Origin of the sequence: Streptomyces viridiviolaceus (genome assembly GCF_014650995.1) — a bacterium.
GTDB classification, from domain to species: Bacteria; Actinomycetota; Actinomycetes; order Streptomycetales; family Streptomycetaceae; genus Streptomyces; species Streptomyces viridiviolaceus.
Genome location: NZ_BMWA01000029.1, coordinates 12,954 through 38,305, shown reverse-complemented (window position 1 = coordinate 38,305; position 25,352 = coordinate 12,954). Strand labels below are relative to the sequence as shown.

20 protein-coding genes are annotated in these 25,352 nt (G+C 71.1%); 16 read left to right on the top strand and 4 right to left on the bottom strand.

The window, feature by feature from the left end:
- Positions 1-52: 52 nt before the first annotated feature.
- From IE260_RS33180 to serA, 6 genes are all read left to right on the top strand, one after another.
- Positions 53-994, top strand: coding sequence for a 2-hydroxyacid dehydrogenase (locus IE260_RS33180; protein ID WP_189878684.1), 942 nt, complete (start codon positions 53-55; stop codon positions 992-994).
- A 393-nt stretch (positions 995-1,387) separates the two neighbouring features.
- Positions 1,388-4,408, top strand: coding sequence for a putative bifunctional diguanylate cyclase/phosphodiesterase (locus tag IE260_RS33175; protein WP_189878682.1), 3,021 nt, complete (start codon positions 1,388-1,390; stop codon positions 4,406-4,408).
- 243 nt (positions 4,409-4,651) lie between these two features.
- Positions 4,652-6,499: an acetolactate synthase large subunit gene (locus IE260_RS33170; protein WP_189878680.1), complete on the top strand. Its 1,848-nt coding sequence runs from the start codon at positions 4,652-4,654 to the stop codon at positions 6,497-6,499.
- Positions 6,500-6,519: 20 nt separating this feature from the next.
- A complete protein-coding gene (ilvN, locus tag IE260_RS33165) occupies positions 6,520-7,044 on the top strand; it encodes an acetolactate synthase small subunit (protein WP_010048631.1) in 525 nt (174 codons plus the stop codon).
- A gap of 121 nt (positions 7,045-7,165) precedes the next feature.
- Positions 7,166-8,164, top strand: coding sequence for a ketol-acid reductoisomerase (gene ilvC, locus IE260_RS33160; protein WP_189878678.1), 999 nt, complete (start codon positions 7,166-7,168; stop codon positions 8,162-8,164).
- Between the two features lie 304 nt (positions 8,165-8,468).
- Positions 8,469-10,058 (top strand): phosphoglycerate dehydrogenase, encoded by a 1,590-nt coding sequence (serA, locus tag IE260_RS33155; protein ID WP_189878676.1) that lies wholly within the window; start codon positions 8,469-8,471, stop codon positions 10,056-10,058.
- Between the two features lie 61 nt (positions 10,059-10,119).
- Here serA and IE260_RS33150 read toward each other — a convergent pair whose 3' ends face one another.
- On the bottom strand, positions 10,120-11,685 hold the full coding sequence (locus IE260_RS33150) for an MFS transporter (RefSeq protein WP_229881529.1): 1,566 nt from the start codon (positions 11,683-11,685) through the stop codon (positions 10,120-10,122).
- A 97-nt stretch (positions 11,686-11,782) separates the two neighbouring features.
- Here IE260_RS33150 and IE260_RS33145 point away from each other — a divergent pair, with 97 nt between their 5' ends.
- A complete protein-coding gene (locus tag IE260_RS33145) occupies positions 11,783-12,361 on the top strand; it encodes a TetR/AcrR family transcriptional regulator (RefSeq protein ID WP_189878672.1) in 579 nt (192 codons plus the stop codon).
- 7 nt (positions 12,362-12,368) lie between these two features.
- Here IE260_RS33145 and IE260_RS33140 read toward each other — a convergent pair whose 3' ends face one another.
- Positions 12,369-13,571, bottom strand: coding sequence for a PucR family transcriptional regulator (locus IE260_RS33140; protein WP_189878671.1), 1,203 nt, complete (start codon positions 13,569-13,571; stop codon positions 12,369-12,371).
- Positions 13,572-13,742: 171 nt separating this feature from the next.
- On the opposite strand from IE260_RS33140, the gene IE260_RS33135 reads away from it, so the two are divergent.
- Both IE260_RS33135 and pruA read left to right on the top strand, forming a co-directional pair.
- A complete protein-coding gene (locus tag IE260_RS33135; protein ID WP_189878669.1) occupies positions 13,743-14,669 on the top strand; it encodes a proline dehydrogenase family protein in 927 nt (308 codons plus the stop codon).
- A 49-nt stretch (positions 14,670-14,718) separates the two neighbouring features.
- A complete protein-coding gene (gene pruA, locus IE260_RS33130) occupies positions 14,719-16,350 on the top strand; it encodes an L-glutamate gamma-semialdehyde dehydrogenase (RefSeq protein ID WP_189878667.1) in 1,632 nt (543 codons plus the stop codon).
- Positions 16,351-16,447: 97 nt separating this feature from the next.
- On the opposite strand, the gene IE260_RS33125 is transcribed toward pruA, so the two are convergent.
- Positions 16,448-16,654, bottom strand: coding sequence for a DUF5988 family protein (locus tag IE260_RS33125; protein WP_189878665.1), 207 nt, complete (start codon positions 16,652-16,654; stop codon positions 16,448-16,450).
- 332 nt (positions 16,655-16,986) lie between these two features.
- On the opposite strand from IE260_RS33125, the gene IE260_RS42690 reads away from it, so the two are divergent.
- The 3 genes from IE260_RS42690 to IE260_RS33115 all read left to right on the top strand — a co-directional run bounded on the left by IE260_RS42690 (position 16,987) and on the right by IE260_RS33115 (position 19,576).
- Complete coding sequence (locus IE260_RS42690; RefSeq protein WP_268254953.1) at positions 16,987-17,118, top strand: hypothetical protein; 132 nt, start codon at positions 16,987-16,989, stop codon at positions 17,116-17,118.
- Between the two features lie 66 nt (positions 17,119-17,184).
- Positions 17,185-18,228, top strand: a complete 1,044-nt coding sequence (locus IE260_RS33120; RefSeq protein WP_189878663.1) for a 3-isopropylmalate dehydrogenase — start codon at positions 17,185-17,187, stop codon at positions 18,226-18,228.
- Positions 18,229-18,487: 259 nt separating this feature from the next.
- On the top strand, positions 18,488-19,576 hold the full coding sequence (locus IE260_RS33115; protein ID WP_189878661.1) for a branched-chain amino acid aminotransferase: 1,089 nt from the start codon (positions 18,488-18,490) through the stop codon (positions 19,574-19,576).
- Between the two features lie 70 nt (positions 19,577-19,646).
- Here the strand turns inward: IE260_RS33115 and IE260_RS33110 are convergent, their stop codons facing one another.
- A complete protein-coding gene (locus IE260_RS33110; RefSeq protein ID WP_189878659.1) occupies positions 19,647-21,089 on the bottom strand; it encodes a cytosine permease in 1,443 nt (480 codons plus the stop codon).
- Between the two features lie 145 nt (positions 21,090-21,234).
- Between IE260_RS33110 and ureA the strand changes: the two genes are divergently transcribed.
- The 4 genes from ureA to IE260_RS33090 are packed head-to-tail and all read left to right on the top strand — an operon-like array spanning position 21,235 to position 25,315.
- Entirely contained in the window at positions 21,235-21,930 is a 696-nt protein-coding gene (ureA, locus tag IE260_RS33105) for an urease subunit gamma (protein WP_189878658.1), read from the top strand.
- Positions 21,927-23,639 carry an urease subunit alpha gene (locus IE260_RS33100; RefSeq protein ID WP_189878656.1) on the top strand — a complete coding sequence of 571 codons (1,713 nt, stop codon included), beginning with the start codon at positions 21,927-21,929 and terminating at the stop codon, positions 23,637-23,639. The genes ureA and IE260_RS33100 overlap by 4 nt, the downstream gene beginning before the upstream one ends.
- 20 nt (positions 23,640-23,659) lie before the next feature.
- On the top strand, positions 23,660-24,700 hold the full coding sequence (locus tag IE260_RS33095) for an agmatine deiminase family protein (protein WP_189878653.1): 1,041 nt from the start codon (positions 23,660-23,662) through the stop codon (positions 24,698-24,700).
- Positions 24,701-24,715: 15 nt separating this feature from the next.
- Positions 24,716-25,315 (top strand): TetR/AcrR family transcriptional regulator, encoded by a 600-nt coding sequence (locus IE260_RS33090; RefSeq protein ID WP_189878651.1) that lies wholly within the window; start codon positions 24,716-24,718, stop codon positions 25,313-25,315.
- Positions 25,316-25,352 lie beyond the last annotated feature (37 nt).

Sequence of the window (25,352 nt, the reverse complement as noted above, 5' to 3'; positions counted from 1 at the left end):
GTCACCCAACCTAACCTCTGCGCCCACGAGCCCCTGACATAGCCTCCTGACCATGACTGCTGACGTGTGGCTGCCCATCCCGCCGGACGAGATCGAGGGACTCCCCGAGGGCCCCGCCTACCGCTTCTGGGACGGTGCCGAGGACTTCCCCGCGGACCCGGCCGACTGCGCGTACTACGTCGTCCCCTACATGAAGCCCAGCGAGATCGGCGTGCGTCCGCTGCCGGCGATGCGCTCCGTGCAGGTCGTGCAGACCCTGTCCGCCGGCATCGACCACGTGCTGCCGGGGCTGAAGCACCTGCCCGCGGGGGTGCGGCTGTGCAATGCGCGCGGGGTGCACGAGGCCAGCACGGCGGAGCTCACCCTGACGCTGATCCTGGCGTCGCTGCGCGGCGTCCCCGACTTCGTGCGGGCGCAGGACAGAGGGGAGTGGCTCGGCGGGTTCCGGCCCGCGCTCGCCGACCGCAGCGTCCTCGTCGTGGGCTACGGATCGATCGGCGCGGCGATCGAGGACCGGCTCGTGCCGTTCGAGGTCGCGCGGGTGGCGCGCGTCGCGCGCTCCGCTCGCACCACGGCGCGCGGGCCGGTGCATCCGCTCACCGAACTCCCCGCCCTGCTCCCGGAGGCGGACGTCGTCGTCATCTCCACGCCGCTCACCGAGACCACCCGTGGCCTGGTGAACGCGGACTTCCTGGCCCGCATGAAGGACGGTGCCCTGCTCGTCAACGTCGCCCGCGGCCCCGTCGTCGACACCAAGGCGCTGCTCACCGAACTGGAGAGCGGGCGCATCACCGCCGCCCTCGACGTCACCGATCCCGAACCGCTGCCGCCGGGCCACCCCTTGTGGCAGGCTCCGGGAGTGCTCATCAGCCCGCACGTCGGCGGGCCGACGTCCGCCTTCCTGCCGCGTGCGAAGCGGCTGCTGGTGGACCAGTTGAACCGCTTCGTGAACCGGGAGCCACTGCGCAACGTGATGCTTACGACGGGCGAGTGATCCGCTTCAGGCACCCTCCGCATTCCCTCGGACGCGGTGGGTACCCGCATTCCCGCTGGTCGTCACGGAGCGTAGAGAACCTATGTCCCTGAGTGACGAGACTGGTGTATCGTCCCGACAGGGGCTGCGCCGCGGACCGTTCGGCGCCGGGGATGGACATTGCAGACTGTGAGGGGGGCGACGGGCGATGCACGGCCTATGGACGAGCGATCCGACGCGGCGGAGCCGCCGGCGACGGCCCTGGCACGCGACCGCACGCAGACGCGGTCGGCACGGCGGCCACCACAGCCATCACCATCCCCACCAGCGCAGGCCGGGCACCCGCAGGAGGTACGCCCACCCGGTGCACCGGGACGCGCAGGACCGGGGAGCGGCGCGGACCGGGAGGGACCGGTGAGTCCGCCGCCCCCCGTACCGACCCTCGACGGAGCACTGCGGACGCAGACTCCGCCGGGGCCCCTGCTGCCCCGCCGGTCCGTCACCTCCGGCGGGCCGACCCTGTACCGCCAGCTCGCGCTGGCCCTCGTCTGCGCGGGATACGCCGTCGGTTCCGCGCTCGGCTGGGGTTCGGAGCTGCTGGCGAAGGTCATGGGTGACTTCGGGCTGAGCGCGGCTGCCGCGGCGGCGGCCGTGTCCTGCTTCCTCTACGCCCGTAGCCACCTGGTCCGCTTCCGGCCCGCCTGGCTGCTGTTCGCCCTCTCCTCGGCGATGGCTGCCCTGGGCAACCTGGTATGGGGCTGGTACGAGGTCGTCCTGGGGCAGCCCGTGCCCAGTCCCTCCTACGCGGACCTGTTCTTCCTGTGCTTCGCGCCGCCCGCCATCGTGGGGCTGCTGGTACTGGCCAAGCGGCCGGTGACGAAGGCGGGTTGGGTCTGCCTCGTGCTGGACGCCTCGCTGATCGGCGGCTCGCTGCTGACGCTGGCCTGGAGCCTGGCGCTGGCGCAGGCGGCGAAGGCCGACGGGGCGAGCGTGGCGCACACCGCGCTGTCGCTCGCGTACCCGCTGCTCGACATCGCCCTGATCAGCATGGTGCTCGCCCTGCACTTCAGGCGCTCGCCCTTCTACCGGTCCGCGGTCAACACCGCGATCGGCGCGCTCGCCCTGACGGTGCTGTGCGACGCCCTGTTCACCTCACCGCTGCTGCACAACAACTACCGCTCGGGCCAGTTGCTCGACGCGGGCTGGTTCGCCGGCTCGCTGCTGCTCGCGTACGCCCCCTGGGCCGGGTCCCGGCGGGGACGGCCGGCGGGGAACGACGGGCACGCGCGGGCGGTCCACGGGCAGGCGCCCGGACCGCGCACCGCGCGCCCCCAGCCGGTGCCCTCCCCGGGCGGGGAGCACAGCCGCTATCCGGCCGCCCGGCCCATCGCCGGCTCGCTGGCCGCGCTCACGCCCTACCTCGCCGCCGCGGTCTGCACGCTGGGGATCCTCTACAACGTCCTCAACGGCCGCAGCGTCGACCGCGTCGTGCTGCTCACCGGCGGCACGGTGGTGCTCGCGTTGGTGATACGCCAGGGCATCATGCTGCTCGACAACATCACCCTCACCCAGGAGCTGGCCCAGAAGGAGAACCACTTCCGCTCCCTCGTGCAGGGCTCCAGCGACGTCATCATGATCGCCGCGCCGAGCGGCATCCTCCGGTACGTCTCCCCGGCCGCAGCCGGGGTCTACGGACGCCCCGCCGAGGACCTCGTCGGCAGCGAACTGGCCGGGCTCATCCATCCGGAGGACCTCGGCTGCGTGGTGCACGAGGTGCGCCGCTTCCTCGCCGCCAGCCCGGTCGAGGAACCCACCACGCGCATCGAGTGCCGCTTCCGTTCCGGTGACGGCGGGTGGCTCAACGTCGAGTCGACCGTCAACCGTCATCAGGGTGGCCTGATCTTCAACAGTCGTGACGTGACCGAGAGAGTGCGCCTCCAGGCGCAGCTCCAGCACAACGCCGAGCACGACCCCCTCACCGACCTGCCCAACCGGGCCCTGTTCACCCGGCGCGTCCAGCAGGCTCTGTCCGGCCGCCGGGCCTCCGACCGGGGCGCCGCGCTGCGGGGCACGGCGGTCCTCTTCATCGACCTCGACGGCTTCAAGGCCGTCAACGACACGATCGGGCACCAGGCCGGGGACGAATTGCTCGTCCAGGCCGCCCGCAGACTCCAGGAGGCGGTCCGCAAGGGCGACACCGCCTCCCGGCTGGGCGGCGACGAGTTCGCCGCCCTGATCGTCGGTGACGGCGCCCGGGACCGGGCGGCCCGCGAACGGCACATCCTGGAGCTCGCCGACCGCCTCAGGGTGACGCTGTCGCAGCCGTACCTCATCGACGGCAACGATGTCCGCGTCAACGCCTCCATCGGCGTGGCCTTCGCCGAACCGGGCCTCGGGGCGGGCGAGCTGCTGCGCAACGCCGACCTCGCCATGTACCGCGCCAAGGCGGGCGGCAAGGGGCGCGTCGAGCTGTACAAGCCGCAGATGCAGCAGGACGTCGTACGCAAGGCCGAACTGGCCACGCGACTGCGTGCCGCGCTGCACGACGGCGAGTTCGCGCTGCTGCACCAGCCGGTGGTCTCCCTCGCGGACGGCCGGATCGCCTCGGTCTGCGCCCAGGCGCGCTGGCGCTCCTCCCAGGGGGTGCTCTTCACGCCCGCCGAGTTCCTGCGCGTGGCCGAGGACGGCGACAAGACCGCCGAACTGGACCGCTGGATGCTGGAGGAGGCCGTCGAACAGGCCGCCGAACGCGCGGCGGCGGGACTGTCGGCGCCGGTGTCCGTCCGGATCGGCGCCCGCCGGCTGCTGGACCGCTCCATGCCGCTCGGCTCGGTGGAGGCCCTGCTGACCCGGCACGGGCTGCCGCCCGGCTCCCTGGTGATCGAGCTCTCGGACACCGACCCAGGGGTCGGCCTGGACGAACTGGAGCGCCGGCTGAACGCCCTCAGGCGGGTCGGCGTCCGGATCGCTCTCGACGGCTTCGGGAGCGGCTACGCGGCGATCGCGGCCCTCAGGCGGCTCCCCGTGGACGTGCTCAAGCTCGACCGCGGCCTGGTCGAGGGGGTCGTCGAGTCGGCGCGGCTGCACAAGATCACCAGCGGTCTGCTCCGCATCGCCACCGATCTGGGGCTGAAGTCCGTGGCCGACGGGGTGGACCTGCCCGAGCAGGTCGTCGCCCTGCGCGCGATGGGCTGCACGCACGGGCAGGGCATGGCGTTCTCCGGGCCGCTGGACGAGTACCGGCTGCGCAGAGCGCTCGGTACCGGCCGCTACCCGGTGCCGCACGGGCCGGCCGAACCGGCGTTCGCGGGCGGCGGCACGGGGGCCGTGTACACCAACGGCGCAACCAGCGGCACCGCCACCGGCCTGCCCGCCGTCCTCGGAGGCGGCACGGCCCTACGCTCACATAATGAGACTCCCGTCCCACCTACTTGACAGTGGGTGCGTGCCGGGGGGAGGGTCAGTGCCATGCGCACCCGAATTCTCGTACTTGGAAAGCGCGTCGGCTGAAGCTGGTGACGTCCGGACCGACCCGGACTCCCGGCGACCCACACCCGGCGCGCTCCCCTCGCTTGCCTTATGGCACGAGGGGTTTTTTGTTGCACCAGCACCTGCCGTACCGCGGCCACACACCGCGCAAACTACGCAAAAACCCTCAGCATCGAGAAGAGAATGCCGATGACCGAGCAGGCCACCGGGGCCCATCACCCGCAGCCGCGGCCCCGATCCGGAGGACAGCAGTCCGCGCCCGAGCACGTCACGGGTGCGCAGTCCCTCATCCGCTCTCTCGAGGAGGTCGGCGCCGACACGGTATTCGGCATTCCCGGTGGTGCGATCCTTCCGGCGTACGACCCCCTGATGGACTCGACCCGGGTGCGCCACGTCCTGGTCCGCCACGAGCAGGGCGCGGGCCACGCGGCCACCGGCTACGCCCAGGCCACCGGCAAGGTCGGCGTCTGCATGGCGACCTCCGGTCCCGGCGCCACCAACCTGGTCACCCCGATCGCCGACGCGCACATGGACTCCGTGCCGATGGTCGCGATCACCGGCCAGGTCGCCTCGTCGTCGATCGGCACGGACGCCTTCCAGGAGGCGGACATCGTCGGCATCACCATGCCGATCACCAAGCACAACTTCCTGGTCACCAAGGCCGAGGACATCCCCCGGGTGATCGCCGAGGCGTTCCACATCGCCTCCACCGGCCGCCCGGGCCCCGTCCTCGTCGACATCGCCAAGGACGCCCTCCAGGCGAAGACCACCTTCTCCTGGCCGCCGGTCATGGACCTGCCGGGCTACCGCCCGGTGACCAAGCCGCACGCCAAGCAGATCCGCGAGGCCGCAAAGCTCATCACCTCCGCCAAGCGGCCCGTCCTCTACGTCGGCGGCGGCGTGCTCAAGGCACAGGCCACCGCCGAGCTGAAGGTCCTCGCCGAACTCACCGGAGCGCCCGTCACCACCACCCTGATGGCGCTCGGCGCGTTCCCCGACAGCCACCCGCTGCACGTGGGAATGCCGGGCATGCACGGTGCGGTCACCGCCGTCACCGCGCTGCAGAAGGCCGACCTGATCGTCGCCCTCGGAGCCCGCTTCGACGACCGCGTCACCGGCAAGCTGGACAGCTTCGCCCCGTACGCCAAGATCGTCCACGCCGACATCGACCCTGCCGAGATCGGCAAGAACCGCGCCGCCGACGTGCCGATCGTCGGCGACGCCCGCGAGGTCATCGCCGACCTGATCCAGGCCGTCCAGAAGGAGCACAGCGAGGGCCACACGGGCGACTACACCGCCTGGTGGAAGGACCTCAGCCGCTGGCGCGACACCTACCCCCTCGGCTACGACCAGCCGGAGGACGGCTCGCTCTCCCCGCAAGCGGTCATCGAGCGCATCGGGCAGCTGGCCCCCGAGGGCACGATCTTCGCCGCCGGCGTCGGTCAGCACCAGATGTGGGCCGCGCACTTCATCCAGTACGACAAGCCCGCCACCTGGCTGAACTCCGGCGGCGCCGGAACCATGGGCTACGCCGTCCCGGCCGCCATGGGCGCCAAGGCCGGCGCGCCCGGCCAGACCGTCTGGGCCATCGACGGCGACGGCTGCTTCCAGATGACCAATCAGGAGCTCACCACCTGCGCCCTGAACAACATCCCGATCAAGGTCGCCGTCATCAACAACGGTGCCCTCGGGATGGTCCGCCAGTGGCAGACGCTGTTCTACAACCAGCGGTACTCCAACACGGTGCTGCACTCCGGTCCCGACGACGTCAACCCGGACGCCCGCGGCACCCGCGTCCCCGACTTCGTGAAGCTGTCGGAGGCCATGGGCTGCTACGCCATCCGGTGCGAGGACCCCGCCGACCTCGACAAGGTCATCGAGGAGGCGAACTCGATCAACGACCGGCCGGTCGTCGTCGACTTCGTCGTCCACGAGGACGCCATGGTGTGGCCGATGGTCGCCGCCGGCACCTCCAACGACGAGATCATGGCCGCCCGGGACGTCCGCCCCGACTTCGGCGACAACGAAGACGACTGAGCGAGGAAGACCAAGAGATCATGTCCAAGCACACGCTCTCCGTCCTGGTGGAGAACACGCCCGGCATCCTCGCCCGGATCGCCGCCCTGTTCTCCCGCCGCGGCTTCAACATCGACTCGCTCGCCGTCGGCGTCACCGAGCACCCCGACATCTCCCGCATCACCATCGTCGTGGGGGTGGAGGACCTGCCGCTGGAGCAGGTGACCAAGCAGCTCAACAAGCTCGTCAACGTTCTCAAGATCGTCGAGCTGGAGCCCTCGCAGGCCGTTCAGCGCGAACTCGTTCTGGTGAAGGTGCGCGCGGACAACGAGACCCGTTCCCAGATCGTCGAGATCGTCCAGCTGTTCCGCGCCAAGACCGTCGACGTCTCCCCGGAGGCCGTGACGATCGAGGCCACCGGCAGCGGCGAGAAGCTGTCCGCCATGCTCAAGATGCTGGAACCGTACGGCATCAAGGAGCTGGTCCAGTCCGGCACGATCGCGATCGGCCGCGGCGCCCGTTCGATCACGGACCGCTCGCTGCGCGCTCTCGACCGCTCCGCCTGACGATGGAACAGGGGCGGCCGGCGAAAACTCCGGCCGCCCGTATTCCGAGACCCCGAAACTTCCCTTCCCCTCACCGGCATACGGTGGGACGCAACACCTGCACACAAGGAGAGAACCCAAAGTGGCCGAGCTGTTCTACGACGCCGACGCCGACCTGTCCATCATCCAGGGCCGCAAGGTCGCGGTCATCGGTTACGGCAGCCAGGGCCACGCCCACGCCCTGTCGCTGCGCGACTCCGGCGTCGACGTGCGCGTCGGTCTGCACGAGGGCTCCAAGTCCAAGGCCAAGGCCGAGGAGCAGGGCCTGCGCGTGGTGAGCCCGTCGGAGGCCGCCGCCGAGGCCGACGTCATCATGATCCTGGTCCCGGACCCGATCCAGGCCCAGGTCTACGAGGAGCACATCGCCGGCAACCTGAAGGACGGCGACGCCCTGTTCTTCGGCCACGGCCTGAACATCCGCTACGGCTTCATCAAGCCCCCGGCCGGCGTGGACGTCTGCATGGTCGCCCCCAAGGGCCCGGGCCACCTGGTGCGCCGTCAGTACGAGGAGGGCCGCGGCGTTCCCTGCATCGCCGCCGTCGAGCAGGACGCCTCCGGCAACGCCTTCGCGCTGGCCCTGTCGTACGCCAAGGGCATCGGCGGCACCCGCGCCGGCGTCATCAAGACGACCTTCACCGAGGAGACCGAGACCGACCTGTTCGGCGAGCAGGCCGTGCTCTGCGGCGGCACCGCCGCGCTGGTCAAGGCGGGCTTCGAGACCCTGGTGGAGGCCGGCTACCAGCCGGAGATCGCCTACTTCGAGTGCCTGCACGAGCTGAAGCTGATCGTGGACCTCATGTACGAGGGCGGCCTGGAGAAGATGCGCTGGTCGATCTCCGAGACCGCCGAGTGGGGCGACTACGTCACCGGCCCGCGGATCATCACCGACGCCACCAAGGCCGAGATGAAGAAGGTCCTCGCCGAGATCCAGGACGGCACCTTCGCCAAGAACTGGATGGACGAGTACCACGGCGGCCTGAAGAAGTACAACGAGTACAAGAAGCAGGACTCCGAGCACCTGCTGGAGACCACCGGCAAGGAGCTGCGCAAGCTCATGAGCTGGGTCGACGAGGAGGCGTAAGCCGCCCGCCCGAAGGGGCCGGAGCATGTCGCTCCGGCCCCTTCGGCGAACCACGGGTAACGTCGTAGGTACGGCGTTGTCCAACCCGTCCAGCCACGGACGGGTGATCCTTCCGTAGCGGCGTAAGACGACGCCCTCGGCGCCACTACACTGCTGCACAACATACGCGTCAGGCCCACAGCGTCGTGCGTCTTCCACGCGGCTTAGCGACCCCGGAGAAGTGCAGGCACGTCCCCGGTGTCACTCCCCTCCACCGCCTGCGGCCGTCGGGACGGCCGTCCGCATTGGACTTGTGAGGACTCACGTGAGCTCGAAACCCGTCGTACTCATCGCTGAAGAGCTGTCGCCCGCGACCGTGGACGCGCTTGGCCCGGACTTCGAGATCCGCCACTGCAACGGCGCGGACCGAGCCGAACTGCTCCCCGCCATCGCCGACGTGGACGCGATCCTGGTCCGTTCGGCCACCAAGGTCGACGCCGAGGCCATCGCCGCCGCGAACAAGCTCAAGGTCGTCGCACGAGCCGGCGTCGGCCTGGACAACGTCGACGTCTCCGCCGCCACCAAGGCCGGCGTGATGGTCGTCAACGCCCCGACCTCGAACATCGTGACCGCCGCCGAGCTGGCCTGCGGTCTGCTCATCGCCACCGCCCGCAACATCCCGCAGGCCAACGCCGCGCTGAAGAACGGCGAGTGGAAGCGCAGCAAGTACACCGGCGTCGAGCTGGCGGAGAAGACCCTCGGCGTCGTGGGCCTGGGCCGGATCGGCGCCCTCGTCGCGCAGCGCATGTCGGCCTTCGGCATGAAGGTCGTCGCCTACGACCCCTACGTGCAGCCCGCGCGGGCCGCCCAGATGGGCGTCAAGGTGCTGTCCCTGGACGAGCTGCTGGAGGTCTCCGACTTCATCACCGTCCACCTGCCCAAGACCCCCGAGACCCTCGGCCTGATCGGCGACGAGGCGCTGCGCAAGGTCAAGCCCAGCGTCCGCATCGTCAACGCCGCGCGCGGCGGCATCGTCGACGAGCAGGCGCTGTACTCGGCGCTGAAGGAGGGCCGCGTCGCCGGCGCCGGTCTGGACGTGTACGCCAAGGAGCCGTGCACCGACTCGCCGCTGTTCGAGTTCGACCAGGTCGTCTGCACCCCGCACCTCGGTGCCTCCACCGACGAGGCGCAGGAGAAGGCCGGTATCGCCGTCGCCCGCTCGGTGCGGCTCGCCCTCGCCGGTGAGCTGGTCCCCGACGCGGTGAACGTCCAGGGCGGTGTCATCGCCGAGGACGTCAAGCCGGGCCTGCCGCTCGCCGAGCGCCTCGGCCGCATCTTCACTGCACTCGCCGGCGAGGTCGCCGTCCGCCTCGACGTCGAGGTCTACGGCGAGATCACCCAGCACGACGTGAAGGTGCTGGAGCTGTCCGCGCTCAAGGGTGTCTTCGAGGACGTCGTCGACGAGACCGTGTCGTACGTCAACGCGCCGCTGTTCGCCCAGGAGCGGGGCGTCGAGGTCCGCCTCACCACCAGCTCCGAGTCGGCCGACCACCGCAACGTCGTCACCGTGCGCGGCACGCTCTCGGACGGCGAGGAGGTGTCGGTGTCCGGCACGCTGGCCGGCCCGAAGCACCTGCAGAAGCTCGTCGCCGTCGGCGACTACGACGTCGACCTCGCGCTCGCCGACCACATGGTGGTGCTGCGCTACGAGGACCGTCCGGGCGTCGTCGGCACCGTCGGCCGCATCATCGGCGAGGCGGGCATCAACATCGCCGGCATGCAGGTCGCCCGGGCGGCCGTCGGCGGTGAGGCGCTCGCCGTGCTGACGGTCGACGACACGGTGCCCGCCGGTGTGCTGGCGGAGGTCGCGGCGGAGATCGGCGCGACGTCCGCCCGCTCGGTGAACCTGGTCTGAGGCCACCGTCGTCCCCGGGGGCTCGGCCCCCGGGCCCCGTTCGCCTTGAACGGGCTCGTCCTCAGACGCCGGACGGGCTGAGTCGGTCAGCCTGTCCGGCGTTTTCCGTGCCCGATTCCTCCCGCGCCCGGACCCGGCGCAGCGTCACCGACGCGAGTACGGCCGCTGCCGCCAGCACCGTCGCCGCGGCGACCGCCGCCCCCTGCATCCCCTGCGTGAACGCCTCCCTGGCCGACGCGAGCAGGGCGTCTCCCGCCCGCTCGGGCAACTGCTCGGCGACGGCGAGCGCGCCGCCCAGCGTCTCGTGGGCCGGAGCCGGTGCCGAGTCCGGGATGCCGTGGCGGTAGACGGCGGTGCCGATGGAGCCGAGGACGGCCATGCCCAGCGCTCCGCCGAACTCCGCGCCGGTCTCCATCAGGGAGGACGCGGCGCCCGCGCGCTCCACCGGCGCGGCCCCCAGGGCCAGATCCATGATCTGGGACATCACCATGGTGACCCCCGAGGCCAGGACGCCGCAGGCGACCAGAACCAGCACCAGTGAGTCGGTGTCCGCGAGGGCCAGCAGGCCGTAGCCGCACGCGGCGGTCGTGAAGCCCGCGGAGACGACGTGGGCGCGGTTGACGCCCTTCTGCACCAGCAGCGTCGCGAAGGGGGCCGCGAAGCCGATCGGCACCGAGGGCACCAGAGCCCACAGCGCCGCCTCCATCGCGCTGTGGCCGAGCACCGACTGCAGGTACTGAGTGGTGAAGAAGGCCGAGCCCATCATCCCGAACATGGTGACGAGGTTGAGGACGACGGCCGGGGCGAACCCGCGCCCGCGGAACAGGGCCGGGGGGATCATCGGCGAGGCGGCCGTCCGCTGACGGTGGACGAACAGGGCCGCGAACAGCAGACCCACGGTGATCGACACGACGTAGCGGACGTTCCAGCCCTGGGACGGGATCTCCTTCAGTCCGTAGACGACCGGGAGGACCGCCGCCATCGACAGCGGGATGCTCGGCCAGTCGAAGCGGCCGGGGGCGGGGTTCCTGGACTCGGGCAGCAGCACGGGCCCGAGGAGCAGCAGCAGGGCCATCGCCGGCAGGTTGACCAGGAAGACCGAGCCCCACCAGAAGTGCTCCACCAGCACGCCGCTGAGCACCGAACCGAGGGCGACACCGGCCGTCATCACGCCGGACCACATCGCGATCGCCTTGGCCCGCTGGGCGGGGTCGGTGAAGAGGGTGCGGACCATGGCCAGTGTGGACGGCATCAGGGTCGCGCCGCCGATGCCGAGAACCGCGCGGGCCGCGATCAGCATCTCGGCGCTGCTCGCGTACGCCGCCGCGAGGGAGGCCGCGCCGAACGCGGCGGCGCCGATCAGCAGCAGCCTGCGGCGGCCGATCCGGTCGCCCAGCGAGCCCATCGTCATCAGCAGGCCGGCCAGGACGAACGCGTAGATGTCGAAGATCCACAGCTGCTGGGTGCCGGTCGGCTCCAGGTCGGCGCTGATCGCCGGGACCGCGAAGTAGAGGACCGAGACGTCCATCGAGACCAGCAGCAGCGGAAGCATCAGCACACCGAGGGCGGTCCATGCGCGGCGCCCGGCGGGCGCGGTCGGGGTGGTGCTCGTCGGGTTCGTCGTCATGACGGCGACTGTACGCATGTATTAAACGGCTGTCTATGACGCACGTATAATTCGGTTGTCTAGGACGTCTGTATGGGCGAGAGGTAGGGTTTCCGCCATGGGACACCGCGAAGACCTGCTCGAGGGCGCCAAGCGCTGCCTGCTGCAGAAGGGGTTCACGCGCACGACGGCGCGCGACATCGTCAAGGAGTCGGGGACCAACCTGGCGTCCATCGGCTACCACTACGGGTCGAAGGACGCGCTGCTCGCGCGGGCCTACGTGGCGTTGGTCGAGGAGATGGGCGACGCCTTCGACGGCGGCGGGCTGGACGACACCGAGCCCGGTTCCCTGGAGCGCTTCGAGCGGACGTGGTCGAACATCATCGCCACCATGAAGGAGCCCGGCTCCCTGTGGCGGCTCAGCATGGAGGTCCTCGCCCTCGGGGACCGGCTGCCCGAGGTGCGCGACCATCTGGCGGCGGCGCAGCGGGAGGCGGGGCGCGGGCTGATCCCGCTGCTGATGGGCGGCCGGGAGGAGGACGTGTCCGACGAGACGGCGGACACCCTCGGCATGTTCTACGTGACCCTGATGACGGGGCTCATCGCCCAGTGGACCTTCGACCCGAGGACCGCTCCCGACGCCGGGCAGCTGACGGCCGGCCTCCGCCGGGTCGTCGAAGGCATCAGCAACAGCTGACGCGGACTCACAGCCGCGCGCCCTTCAGCGCCATGTGCAGCAGCAGCCGGTCCTCGCCGTCGTCCAGGTCCAGGCCCGTGAGCTGCTCGACCCGGGACAGCCGGTAGTAGAGGGTCTGGCGGTGGATGCCCAGCTCGGCGGCCGTACGGCCGGCCTGGCCCGCGCAGTCGAGGTAGACCTCGGCCGTGCGGGCGAGTTCACGGTGCGCGGGGGAGAGCAGCACCCGCACGACGGGGTCGTGGGCGGCCGTCGCGGGCAGGGCGGTCAGCAGCCGGAACGGACCGATGGACGCCCAGTCGGCGACCGGACCGAGCCGGGGCTCCGCGAGCGCCGCCCGCGCCGCCGCCGACGCCTCCCGCCAGGCGGTACCCAGCTCCGCCAGCCCGGTGCGCGCATCCGCGATCCCGGCCGCGGCACCGGACGCCCCGTCCGCCCCCCGCACCCGCTCCAGCAGCCGGCCCGCCGCCGACGTCGCCGGCGTCAGCACGTCCGTCGAACGCAACCGGACCAGCAGTGCCAGGGACTGGGCCGCCGCCCCCCACGGCACCGTGCACAGCGCCGTCGCCCCCGGCACCGTACGGACCGAGGGCGCGTCCTCCGGATCGGCGGACGGCCAGGGGGCCACGCACACGACGGTGTGCAGGGCGTCGGCGCGGGACCCGAGGGCGGTGCGCAGCTCGGCGACCGCCATGTCCCGCTGCCAGTCGCGCTCGGCGGTCAGCACGGCCCGCAGCTCCCGGCTGAGATCGGCGCCGTGCTGCGCCTCGTCCGCGAGCAGCGCGCCGATCCGGGCGGTGACCTCCATCGCCGCCGCCAGCTGGCGGTCGGTGGGCCCGGGATCGGTGTCCAGCAGCCAGACGTAGCCGAGGACCACGCCCCGGTGGCGTACCGGCAGACAGGTGCGTCCCCGGTACACGCCCGCCTCCGGGGTCGGCGGGATGCGGACCGGGCCGGTGGCGCGGGCGATGCCGAAGCTCTCGAACCAGGCCCGGACCGCCGCCGTCGAGCGGCGGGTGAGGATCGAACGGGTGCGCACCGGGTCCAGGGCCGACGGGTCGAGGTCGCCCTCGCTGTCGTACGCGCCGAAGGCGATCAGCTCGAAGTGGCGGCTCTCCAGGGTCGCGGGCGCGCCCAGCAGCTCCGAGATCTCGTCGACCAGCTCCTGGTAGTCACCCTTGAAATCCGACGTCACCCGGGCATTCTGCCGCATTTGCGCGCGGCCTTCATACAGCTGTCTGAGATCCGTGGCACGGATGCGTGACAGCTGTCGATGGCTGACGATCGGGGGGATCCTTAGATTTCACGGTGGTTCTCCGTGCCGTTCCCGGAAGTCCGGGCTTCGCGGCGCGGCCTCGTGTTGCTTTGTAAGTGGAGGTGCCCCGTGCTGGGTCCCGTGATTCTCGCCGCGTCGCGCAGCGACCGGATGCGACGTCTGGTCTCGGCGGCCCCGGTGACCAAGCCGGTCGTCGACCGTTTCATCCCCGGCGAGTCCGTCGACGAGATCCTGCCGATCATCCAGCGCCTCACCGCCCAGGGCCTGGAGCTGACGATGGACGTCGTCGGCGAGGACATCACGAACCCCGCTCAGGCCGAGGCCGCCCGGGACGCCTACCTCGAGCTGATCGACCGGCTGAAGCCGCTGGACCTCGGCACCCGCGCCGAGATGTCCGTGAAGCTGTCGATGTTCGGCCAGGCACTGGACGGCGGCCACGAGCTGGCCCTGAAGAACGTCCGACCGGTCGTCGAGGCCGCCGCCGAGATCGGCACCACGGTCACCCTCGACGCCGAGGACCACACGACCCTCGACTCGATGTTCGCCATCCACGAGGAGCTGCGCAAGGACGTGCCGCAGACCGGCTGCGTCATCCAGGCGTACCTCTTCCGCACCGAGGCCGACGCGCGCCGGCTCGCCGAGAGCGGCAGTCGCGTACGGTTGGTGAAGGGCGCCTACAAGGAACCCGCCGAGGTCGCCTACCAGCAGAAGCAGGAGATCGACAAGGCGTACGTGCGCATCCTGAGGACGCTGATGGAGGGCGAGGGCTACCCGATGATCGGGTCGCACGACCCGCGCCTGATCACCATCGCCCAGGAACTCGCCAGGCGCGCCGGGCGAAAGCTCGACGAGTACGAGTTCCAGATGCTGTACGGCATCCGCAGCGACGAGCACCTGCGACTGGCCGCCGAAGGCCACCGCATGCGCGTCTACACCGCGTACGGCACCGACTGGTACGGCTACTTCATGCGCCGTCTGGCGGAGAAGCCGGCGAACCTGCGCTTCTTCGTCCGCTCGATGGTCAGCAAGGGCTGAGCCCCGCACCCGCTCGCAACACCGCTCAAGTCAAGGAGTTACGGAACCCATGGACGCTGTGACCCAGGTCCCCACCCCCGTCAACGAGCCGGTGCACGGCTACGCCCCCGGCTCGCCCGAGCGTGCCCGTCTGGAGGCCAAGCTCAAGGAGCTGGCCGACAACCCGATCGACCTGCCCTGCACCATCGGCGGCGTCAAGCGGATGGGCGGCGGCGAGCGCTTCGACGTGGTGCAGCCGCACAACCACAAGGCGCGCCTGGGCACGTACGCGAACGCCACCCAGCAGGACGCGCAGGACGCCATCGACGCGGCCCTCGCCGCCGCCCCGGCCTGGCGCGCGATGTCCTTCGACGACCGCGCGGCGATCATCCTGCGCGCCGCCGAGCTGCTGTCCGGCCCGTGGCGCGAGACCATCGCCGCCTCCACCATGCTCGGCCAGTCCAAGACGGCCCAGCAGGCCGAGATCGACAGCCCCTGCGAGCTGATCGACTTCTGGCGATTCAACGTCCACTACGCCCGCCAGATCCTGGCCGAGCAGCCCCCGGCCAACTCGCCGGGCGTGTGGAACCGTCTGGACCACCGCCCGCTGGAGGGCTTCGTCTACGCGATCACCCCGTTCAACTTCAGCGCCATCGCGGCCAACCTGCCCACCGCGCCCGCGCTCATGGGCAACGTCGTGGTCTGGAAGCCGTCCCCGACCCAGACCCACGCCGCCGTGCTGCTGATGCAGCTGCTGGAGGAGGCCGGTCTGCCCAAGGGCGTCATCAACCTGGTCACCGGTGACGGCCTGGAGGTCTCCGAGGTCGCCCTGAACCACCGCGACCTGGCCGGCATCCACTTCACCGGCTCGACCAAGACCTTCCAGCACCTGTGGAAGACGGTCGGCAACAACATCGAGAAGTACCGCACCTACCCGCGCCTGGTCGGCGAGACCGGCGGCAAGGACTTCCTGGTCGCCCACCCGAGCGCCGACCGTGCCGTGCTGAAGACCGCCCTGACCCGCGGTGCCTTCGAGTACCAGGGCCAGAAGTGCAGCGCGACCTCCCGTGCGTACATCCCGGCGTCGATCTGGAACGACGGCTTCAAGGAGGAGTTCGCCGCCGAGGTCGACTACCTGACCATGGGTGACGTCACCGACCTGTCGAACTTCATCGGCGCCGTCATCGACGAGCGGTCCTTCGCCAAGAACAAGGCCGCCATCGACCGCGCCAAGGAGGACGACGCCTGCACGATCGTCGCGGGCGGCTCCTACGACGACTCGGTCGGCTACTTCGTCCGCCCGACCGTCATCGAGTGCACCGACCCGGAGAACGAGGTCTTCCGCACCGAGTACTTCGGCCCGATCCTCGCCGTGTACGTCTACGAGGACGACAAGTACGACGAGATGCTGACCCAGATGGAGTCGGTCTCCGACTACGCCCTCACCGGTTCGGTCATCTCCAACGACCGCGCGGCGGCGGCGTACACGATGGAGAAGCTGCGCTACGCGGCCGGCAACTTCTACATCAACGACAAGTCGACCGGTGCGGTCGTCGGCCAGCAGCCCTTCGGCGGCGGCCGTGCCTCCGGCACCAACGACAAGGCCGGTGCCCCGCAGAACCTGATGCGCTGGACCCTGACCCGCGCCATCAAGGAGACGCTGGTCGCCCCGACCGACTACAGCTACCCGCACATGGGCTGACGCCCACCCGATCCCGGACGGGCCAGGTCTCCCCCCGACCTGGCCCGTCCGCGTGTCCGCCCGGCGACGGCGTCCGCGGTCTCCGCGGTTGTCCCGTCTAGCCGGGCATCTCCGTGCGCTCCCACCACTCGTACACGGGCAGCCTGCCCTCCGGAGTGTCCGCGCGGCGGTCGGTGGGCCTGAAGTGCTCGTAGCCGTTGCGCAGCTCGATCTTCAGGTCCTCTCCGGGGGTCGTGATCGGGACGATCCGTTCGGGGAGGTCCTGCGGACCGCCCTCGAGAAGTGCCTTTGCCGTGTCGCTCATGCCCTCACCGTTCCCGCGGCCGGAACGCGATGCCACACGCGGTGCACAGGATCAGTCGTGTGGACCACCCGGGGCGTCGGCGAAACCGCAGGTCAACGGCGTGTGGCCCACTGCACCGTCTCAGATAGTAGGAAGTCCGAGTAATTGTGCAGACAGGAGCGCGCCGCTCCCTTAGCTTTGTAGGAGCCGAACGTCTCGCTCGATCAAGCGAATGGCGGTCGTGAGCCGGGCCCCGTGCAGGCAACCCCTGCGGCCCATGGCCCCCCGCCCCTTCCGGCGTCTCGTAACCCCCTTTCCGCACTCCACATCTGTGTCGAAGGAGTCGATTCCCCATGGCCGAGACGACCGTCCGCCGCCGAGTCCGCCACATCTCCCGTACGAGCGACTCCGACCGCAAGAACGCCGCCGCCGCCCTCCAGCGCGCCCTCGACCGCCGCGACAACGGTGGCGCGACGGGGCACTGACGCCGCGCGGTGTCCGGATGACGGACACCGCATGTCATCCCGTGGGACGAGGAGTAGGGTGCGGGCATGTCTCGCAGCCTCAATCTCGCAGTGATCCCCGGTGACGGCATCGGCCAGGAGGTCGTGGCCGAAGGTCTCAAGGTCCTCTCCGCCGTCCTTCCGCAGGATGTGAAGCTGGAGACCAAGGAGTACGACTTCGGCGCCAAGCGCTACCACGCCACCGGTGAGACCCTCACCGACGCCGACCTCGACGCCCTCAAGGCGCACGACGCGATCCTGCTCGGCGCGATCGGCGACCCGTCGGTGCCGTCCGGCGTCCTGGAGCGCGGCTTCCTGCTCAAGCTCCGGTTCGCCTTCGACCACCACGTCAACCTGCGCCCGAGCAAGCTCCTGCCCGGCGTGGCGACCCCGCTCGCCGGGCAGCCGGAGATCGACTTCGTCGTCGTCCGCGAGGGCACCGAGGGCCCGTACACCGGCAACGGCGGCACCATCCGCAAGGGCACCGAGCACGAGGTCGCCACCGAGGTCTCCGTCAACACGGCCTACGGCGTCGAGCGCGTGGTCCGCGACGCCTTCGCCCGCGCGCAGGCCCGCCCGCGCAAGAAGCTGGCGCTCATCCACAAGAACAACGTGCTGACCTTCGCGGGTCACCTGTGGACGAACGTCTTCAACAAGGTGGCCGAGGAGTTCCCCGAGGTCACCACCGAGTACATGCACGTGGACGCGGCGACGATCTACCTCGTCACCCAGCCCGAGCGCTTCGACGTGATCGTCACCGACAACCTGTTCGGCGACATCATCACCGACCTCGCCGCGGCCGTCTCCGGCGGCATCGGCGTCGCCGCCTCCGGCAACATCAACCCGAGCGGCGCGTTCCCGTCCATGTTCGAGCCCGTCCACGGCTCGGCCCCGGACATCGCCGGCCAGGGCAAGGCCGACCCCACCGCCACGGTGCTGTCCGTCGCCCTGCTGCTGCGCCACCTCGGCTACGACGCCGAGGCGACCCGGATCGAGGAGGCGGTCGCCGCCGACCTCGGCGAGCGCGGTGACAAGCCCGCCCGCAGCACCTCCGAGATCGGCGACGCACTCGCCGTACGAGTAGCCGGCTGACCCCGGCGCACTCGAAATCCAACCTTTCGAAGCCGCCGGGTCCGAAAAACAAGGCACCCGGCGGCTTTCTCCTGCGTCCTCCAGGTGCGACCATCGAACCCTGGACCGCATTCACCCCGTTTCATCCGGCGCAGCCCTCGCGCGATAATCGAACGCGAAGCCGCGACATGAGGGAATGCTCGGACGTCCTAGGACCGGCCACCGGCCGTACGGGCGTGACTGCGGCCCGTCACAACCGACCGGTGAAGGACATCAACCCATGACGACGCCCACGATCGAGCTCAAGCCCTCCGCCAGCCCGCTCTCCGACGCCGAGCGCGAGGCGATTCTGGCCAACCCCGGGTTCGGCCGCCACTTCACCGATCACATGGTGACGATCAAGTGGACCGAGGGCCGCGGCTGGCACGACGGTCAGCTCGTTCCGTACGCCCCGCTCTCCCTCGACCCGGCCACCATGGTCCTGCACTACGCGCAGGAGATCTTCGAGGGTCTGAAGGCCTACCGCCGGCCCGACGGGTCCGTCGCCACCTTCCGTCCGGAGAAGAACGCCCAGCGCTTCCAGGCGTCCTCGCGTCGGCTCGGCATGCCGGAGCTGCCGGTGGAGACGTTCCTCGAGGCGTGCGACGCGCTGGTGAAGCAGGATCAGAACTGGGTTCCGGCGCACGGCGGCGAGGAGTCCCTCTACCTGCGCCCGTTCATGATCGCGACCGAGGTCGGCCTGGGCGTCAAGCCCGCCAACGAGTACCTCTTCATCGTCATCGCCTCCCCGGCCGGCGCCTACTTCCCGGGCGGCGTCAAGCCGGTCTCCATCTGGGTCTCCGAGGACCGTGTCCGCGCCGTCCCCGGCGGCATGGGCGACGCCAAGACCGGCGGCAACTACGCCGCGTCCCTGCTCGCCCAGGCCGAGGCCGCCGCCAAGGGCTGTGACCAGGTCTGCTACCTCGACGCGGTCGAGCACACGTGGGTCGAGGAACTCGGCGGCATGAACCTGTACTTCGTGTACGGCAACAAGATCGTCACCCCGTCCCTCACCGGCTCCATCCTGGAGGGCGTCACCCGCGACTCCCTCCTCACCGTCGCCCGCGACCTCGGCTACGAGGCCGAGGAGGGCCGGGTCTCCGTCGACCAGTGGCAGCGCGACTCGGAGAACGGCACCCTCACCGAGGTCTTCGCCTGCGGCACGGCGGCCGTGATCACCCCGGTCGGCACGGTCAAGCGGGCCGGTGCCGAGTGGCAGCAGAGCGGGGGCGAGCCCGGCGAGGTGACCCTCCGGCTGCGGCAGGCCCTCCTGGACATCCAGCGCGGCACGGCGGAGGACAAGCACGGCTGGATGCACACGCTGGGATAGGGCTCCGGTCGGCTGAGGCCTCCGGCGGCGGTGTGGCCGTCGCCGGGGGCCTCGCCCTCCGACTCCCGCCCTAAGCCCGCCCGCCGCCCGTCTCGGTCGGGCAGGCAGCGGGGCCCGCCGCCTCGGCTGCGGATGCGGGCGGCGTGACGCCACCCGGAGCCGACACGAGGTACACGACGCCTCCGACCAGTCCCGACAGCAGGAAGCTGCAGTCCACCGAGCCGGTCAGTGCCAGCAGCGGACCCTCGTACGACGGCAGGGACACCGCCAGGACGCCGACGACGGCGCCGGCCGCCCAGGAGAGGGTCGCCGGGACGTTCCAGCCCGCGTGGTACCAGTAGATCCCGCCCCGGGCGCGGCGGTTGAAGACCTGGAGGGCGTCGGCGTCGTACACCCCGCCGCAGCGGGCGAAACCGATGAGCGTGATGACCGCCCAGGGCGTGCCGATCGCCGTCAGCAGCAGCACGAACGAGGTCATCGCGGACTGCGCGTCCCACGCGTAGTGGCCGGCGAACACACAGGCGGTGGCGACGACGGCGACCGCGCAGGTGGCCCGGGCGCGGGAGGCGCGCGGAAGGATGGCGTCCAGGTCCAGGCCCATGGAGTACAGCATCAGACCGGCGTTGCCGACCGAGCCCGCCGAGGCGGCGAGCAGCAGCGGCACCAGGTACCAGCCGGGGGAGGCGTCGACCAGCGGACCCGCGTAGTCCAGCGCGGCGCGGGCGGCGTACGAGGTGAAGGTGCCGAACAGTTGCGGCACCAGCAGGCCCAGCATCAGGCCGAGCCAGGTCGCGTGCAGCACCCGCCGCGAGGAGTGGCGGGCGGGGGAGATGTAGCGGGTGTAGTCGCCGAGCAGGGTGATGAAGGCGATCGGCCCGGACAGTCCCGCGGCCACGGCCGCGAGCAGCCAGGTCGGCCAGAACCCGCCCAGCAGGTAGCCGCCCGCCTCCGGCAGCGCGGCGGTCGTGAAGTCGGGCGCGTACGCGATCACGCCCAGCACCAGCAGGGCCGTCATGCCCACCGCCAGCACGCGCGACATCGCGAGCAGCACCCGGTAGCCGTACACCGCGCCCGCGACGGTGGCCGCCGCCAGCAGCCCGTAGACGACGGCGTACGACACCCCGCCCTGCGGCAGACCGGCCAGCCGGCCCAGCACGCTCACCATCACGTCGCCGCCGATCCACACGGTCAGCGCGGTGTAGCCGAGGGCCAGCAGCAGGCCGACCACCGAGCCGACCAGCCGTCCGCGCACGCCGAACTGGGCACCGGACGACGTCGACAGGTTGGTGCCGGTGCGCAGCGAGACCAGGGCGAGCGGGGCCGTGAACACCGTGCCCGCCACCACCGCGCTCACCGACGCCCACCAGTCGAGACCGAAGGACGGCGGCAGCCAGCCGAAGACGATCACGCCGAGGCAGAGATTGGAGCCCAGCAGGATCGAGACGAGGTCGCGGGGGCCGCTGGTGCGTTCGGACTCGGGGATGGTGTCGACTCCGCGCTGTTCTATCGGCATGGCTGGTCTCCTTCGACGGCCGCCTGAGAGGTTAGAGCGACGTTCAATGTGACGTCCGCCAAGCTCATTCGTCAATGTTTCCGTTCCAGGAATTCGCGGTTTAGAGTCATGCTCTAATGCGAGGAAGGCAAGGAGGTGCCGCGACGTGAGACTCACCCCCACGGAACGTGACCGGCTGCTGCTCTTCGGGGCGGCCGAGCTGGCCCGCGCCCGGCGGGCCCGGGGACTCAGGCTGAACGTCCCCGAGGCGACCGCGCTGATCGCGGACACCGTCTGCGAGGCCGCCCGCGACGGCGCACGGCTCGCGGAGGCGATCGAGCGCGCCCGGTCGGTGCTCGGCCCCGACGACGTGCTACCCGGCGTCGCCGACGTGGTCACCGAGGTGCACGTGGAGGCCGTCTTCGACGACGGCTCGCGGCTGGCGGTCGTCTCCGACCCCATCGGCGGCGGCCTGGGCGAGGACGCGCCGGGCGCGCTGCTGCCGGGGCCCGACCACGCCGAGCCCGAAGCGGCGCTGCGGCTGACGGTCACCAACACCGCGGCCGTGCCCGTCTCCGTCACCTCCCACTTCCACTTCTTCGAGGCCAACCCGCGCCTGGACTTCGACCGCGAGCGGGCCTACGGCATGCGCCTCGCCGTCCCCGCCGGTTCCTCGGTGCGGTTCGGTCCGGGGGAGAGCGCCGAGGTCGGTCTCGTGCCCATCGGCGGACGGCGCGTCGCGATCGGGTTCGCCGGACTGGTCGACGGCCCGCTCGACGCGCCGGGCGCCAAGGAAGAGGCCCTGCGCCGGGCCGCGGCCTGCGGATATCTGGGAGTCACGCCGGAAGGAGGCGAGCGATGAGCCGCTCGAAGGGACGCGAGATCAACGAGTCGATCCACATCGACCCCCACGCCTACGCCGCCACCCACGGCCCGCGCGCCGGCGACCGCGTCCGCCTCGGCGACTCGGGCCTGGTCGTCCGCGTCGAGTCCGACGCGCAGAGCCACGGCGACGAGTTCCTCGCCGGCTTCGGCAAGACCGCCCGCGACGGACTGCACCTCAAGGCCGCCGCGGTGCGGGAGACCTGCGACGTCGTCATCAGCAACGTCGTCGTCATCGACGCGGCGCTGGGCATCCGCAAGGTGTCGATCGGCATCCGCGAGGGCCGGATCCACGCCATCGGCCGGGCCGGGAACCCCGACACCCTGGACGGGGTCGACGTCGTGGTCGGCACCGGCACCTCGATCGTCTCCGGCGAGGGTCTCATCGCCACCGCCGGCGCCGTCGACACCCACGTCCACCTGCTGTCGCCGCGCATCATGGAGGCCTCGCTGGCGTCCGGCGTGACGACGATCATCGGGCAGGAGTTCGGCCCGGTGTGGGGCGTCGGCGTCAACTCGCCGTGGGCGCTGAAGCACGCGTTCGGCGCCTTCGACGCCTGGCCGGTCAACATCGGCTTCCTGGGCCGGGGTTCGTCCTCCCACCAGGCCCCGCTCATCGAGGCGCTGGCCGAGGGCGGCGCCTGCGGTTTCAAGGTGCACGAGGACATGGGCGCCCACACGCGGGCGCTGGACACCGCGCTGCGCGTCGCCGAAGAACACGACGTCCAGGTCGCCCTGCACAGCGACGGCCTGAACGAATGCCTCTCCGTGGAGGACACCCTCCGGGTGCTGGAGGGCCGCACCATCCACGCCTTCCACATCGAGGGCTGCGGCGGCGGACACGTCCCCAACGTGCTGAAGATGGCCGGCGTCCCCAACGTCATCGGCTCCTCCACCAACCCCACCCTGCCCTTCGGCCGGGACGCGGTCGCCGAGCACTACGGCATGATCGTCTCCGTCCACGACCTGAAGACCGACCTGCCGGGCGACGCCGCCATGGCCCGCGACCGCATCCGCGCCGGGACCATGGGCGCCGAGGACGTGCTGCACGACCTGGGCGCCATCGGCATCACCTCCTCCGACGCGCAGGGCATGGGCCGCGCAGGCGAGACCGTCCGCCGGACCTTCGCCATGGCCGGGAAGATGAAGGCCCAGTTCGGTGCCGACGGGGACGACGACAACGAGCGCGTCCTGCGCTACATGGCCAAGCTGACCATCAACCCCGCCATCGCCCACGGCCTCTCCCACGAGGTCGGCTCCATCGAGGTCGGCAAGCTCGCCGACATCGTGCTGTGGCGGCCGGAGTACTTCGGCGCCAAGCCGCAGCTCGTGCTGAAGTCCGGCTTTCCGGCGTACGGCGTGGTCGGCGACCCGAACGCGGCCACCGACACCTGTGAACCCCTCGTGCTCGGCCCGCAGTTCGGGGCCCACGGCGCCACGCCGGCCGACATCTCCGTCGCCTTCGTCGCCCAGGCCGCCCTCGACCAGGGAGGCGACACGATGCCGACCCGCCGTCGCAGGGTCGCCGTGCGCGGCACGCGCGGCATCGGCCCGGCCGACCTGCGCCTGAACTCCCGTACCGGAGCGGTCGAGGTCGACCAGCGCACCGGGCTGGTCACCCTCGACGGCGACCCGCTGCGCTCCGACCCGGCCGACTCCGTCTCCCTCAACCGCCTGTACTTCCTGTGAAGGACCAAAAGGACCCCCGTATGAACACGCCTGCCGCCGACGGCTTCCGCATGCCCCCCGAGTGGGCTCCGCACGAGCGCACCTGGATGGCGTGGCCCGGCCCCAACCCCACCTTCGACGACCCCGGGGACCTGGCCGCATCGCGCCGCGCCTGGGCGTCGGTCGCCCGCGCGGTACGGCGCTTCGAGCCGGTCACGGTGGTGTGCGGCCCGGGCCAGTCGGCCGAGGCGCAAGCCCTCCTCGGCCCGGACGTCGACACCGTCGAACGCGAGCTGGACGACGCCTGGATGCGCGACATCGGCCCGACGTTCCTGACCGACGGCCGGGAACTCGCCGCCGTCGACTGGACGTTCAACGGCTGGGGCGCCCAGGACTGGGCCCGCTGGGAGCACGACGCGAAGATCGGCCGTCACGTCGCCGACCTCGCGGGCGCCCGGACGTACGCCTCCCGGCTCGTCAACGAGGGCGGCGGCATCCACGTCGACGGCGAGGGCACGGTGCTGCTCACCGAGACCGTGCAGCTCGGCCCCGAGCGCAACCCCGGCTGGACCAGGGAACAGGTCGAGGCGGAGATCCACGCCCACCTCGGCACCAGCAAGGCGATCTGGCTCCCGCGCGGCCTCACCGCCGACTACCCCCCGTACGGGTACGGCACCCTCGGCCACGTCGACATCGTCGCCGCCTTCGCCGGACCGGGCGTCGTCGTCGCCCACCACCAGCCCGACCCGGCCCACCCCGACCACGAGGTGACGAAGGAGGCCATCGGCATCCTGAAGTCCGCCACCGACGCCAAGGGCCGCCGCCTGGAGGTCGTCGAGGTCCCCGCCCCGACCGTGCTGGAGGCCGACGGCCACTGGGCCGACTACTCCTACATCAACCACTACGTCTGCAACGGCGGCGTTGTGCTCTGCGGCTTCGACGACCCGCGCGACGAGATGGCGGCCGGCATCTTCCGCCGGCTCCACCCGCAGCGCACGGTGACCCTGGTCGACGCGCGTACGATCTTCGCGGGTGGAGGAGGCATCCACTGCATCACCCAGCAGCAGCCGAGGATCCAGTGACCAGGGGAGCAGCACATGGCCGGTGGGCGCAGGCAGGCCCCGCCGCGTGAGGACGTCCTCGCCGCCGCCATGGAGATGATCGCCGAGCGCGGCCTGGAGAAACTCACCATGGCGGCGCTCGGCCGCGAGGTCGGCATGAGCAGCGGCCACCTGCTCTACTACTTCCACTCCAAGGACGAACTGCTGCTGCAGACCCTGGAGTGGAGCGAGGGCCGCCTCGGCGCCGCGCGCGGCCGGCTGCTCGCCCGGCCGGGGCCTGCCCGCGAACGCCTCGACGCCTACGTCGACCTGTACGTCCCCGAGGGTCACCGCGACCCGCACTGGACGCTGTGGCTGGAGGTGTGGAACCGCTCGCAGAACGCCGCCGACGACGCCCGCGACCGGCAGGCGGCCATCGAGGGCGCCTGGCACCGGGACCTGGTCGCCCTGCTCGCCGAGGGCATCTCGCGCGGCGAGTTCCGCCCCGTCGATCCCGACCGTTACGCGGCCCGCCTGCGCGCCCTGCTCGACGGCTTCTCCATCCACGTGGCGATCGGGCTGCGGGGCATGGACCGGGACCAAGTCCTCGGCCACGTAAGGGAGTTCCTGGCGAGCGGCCTCCTCGCGGACGCCTGAGCCCCCGCCCGGGTTGTACGCAATACGGGTGATTGAC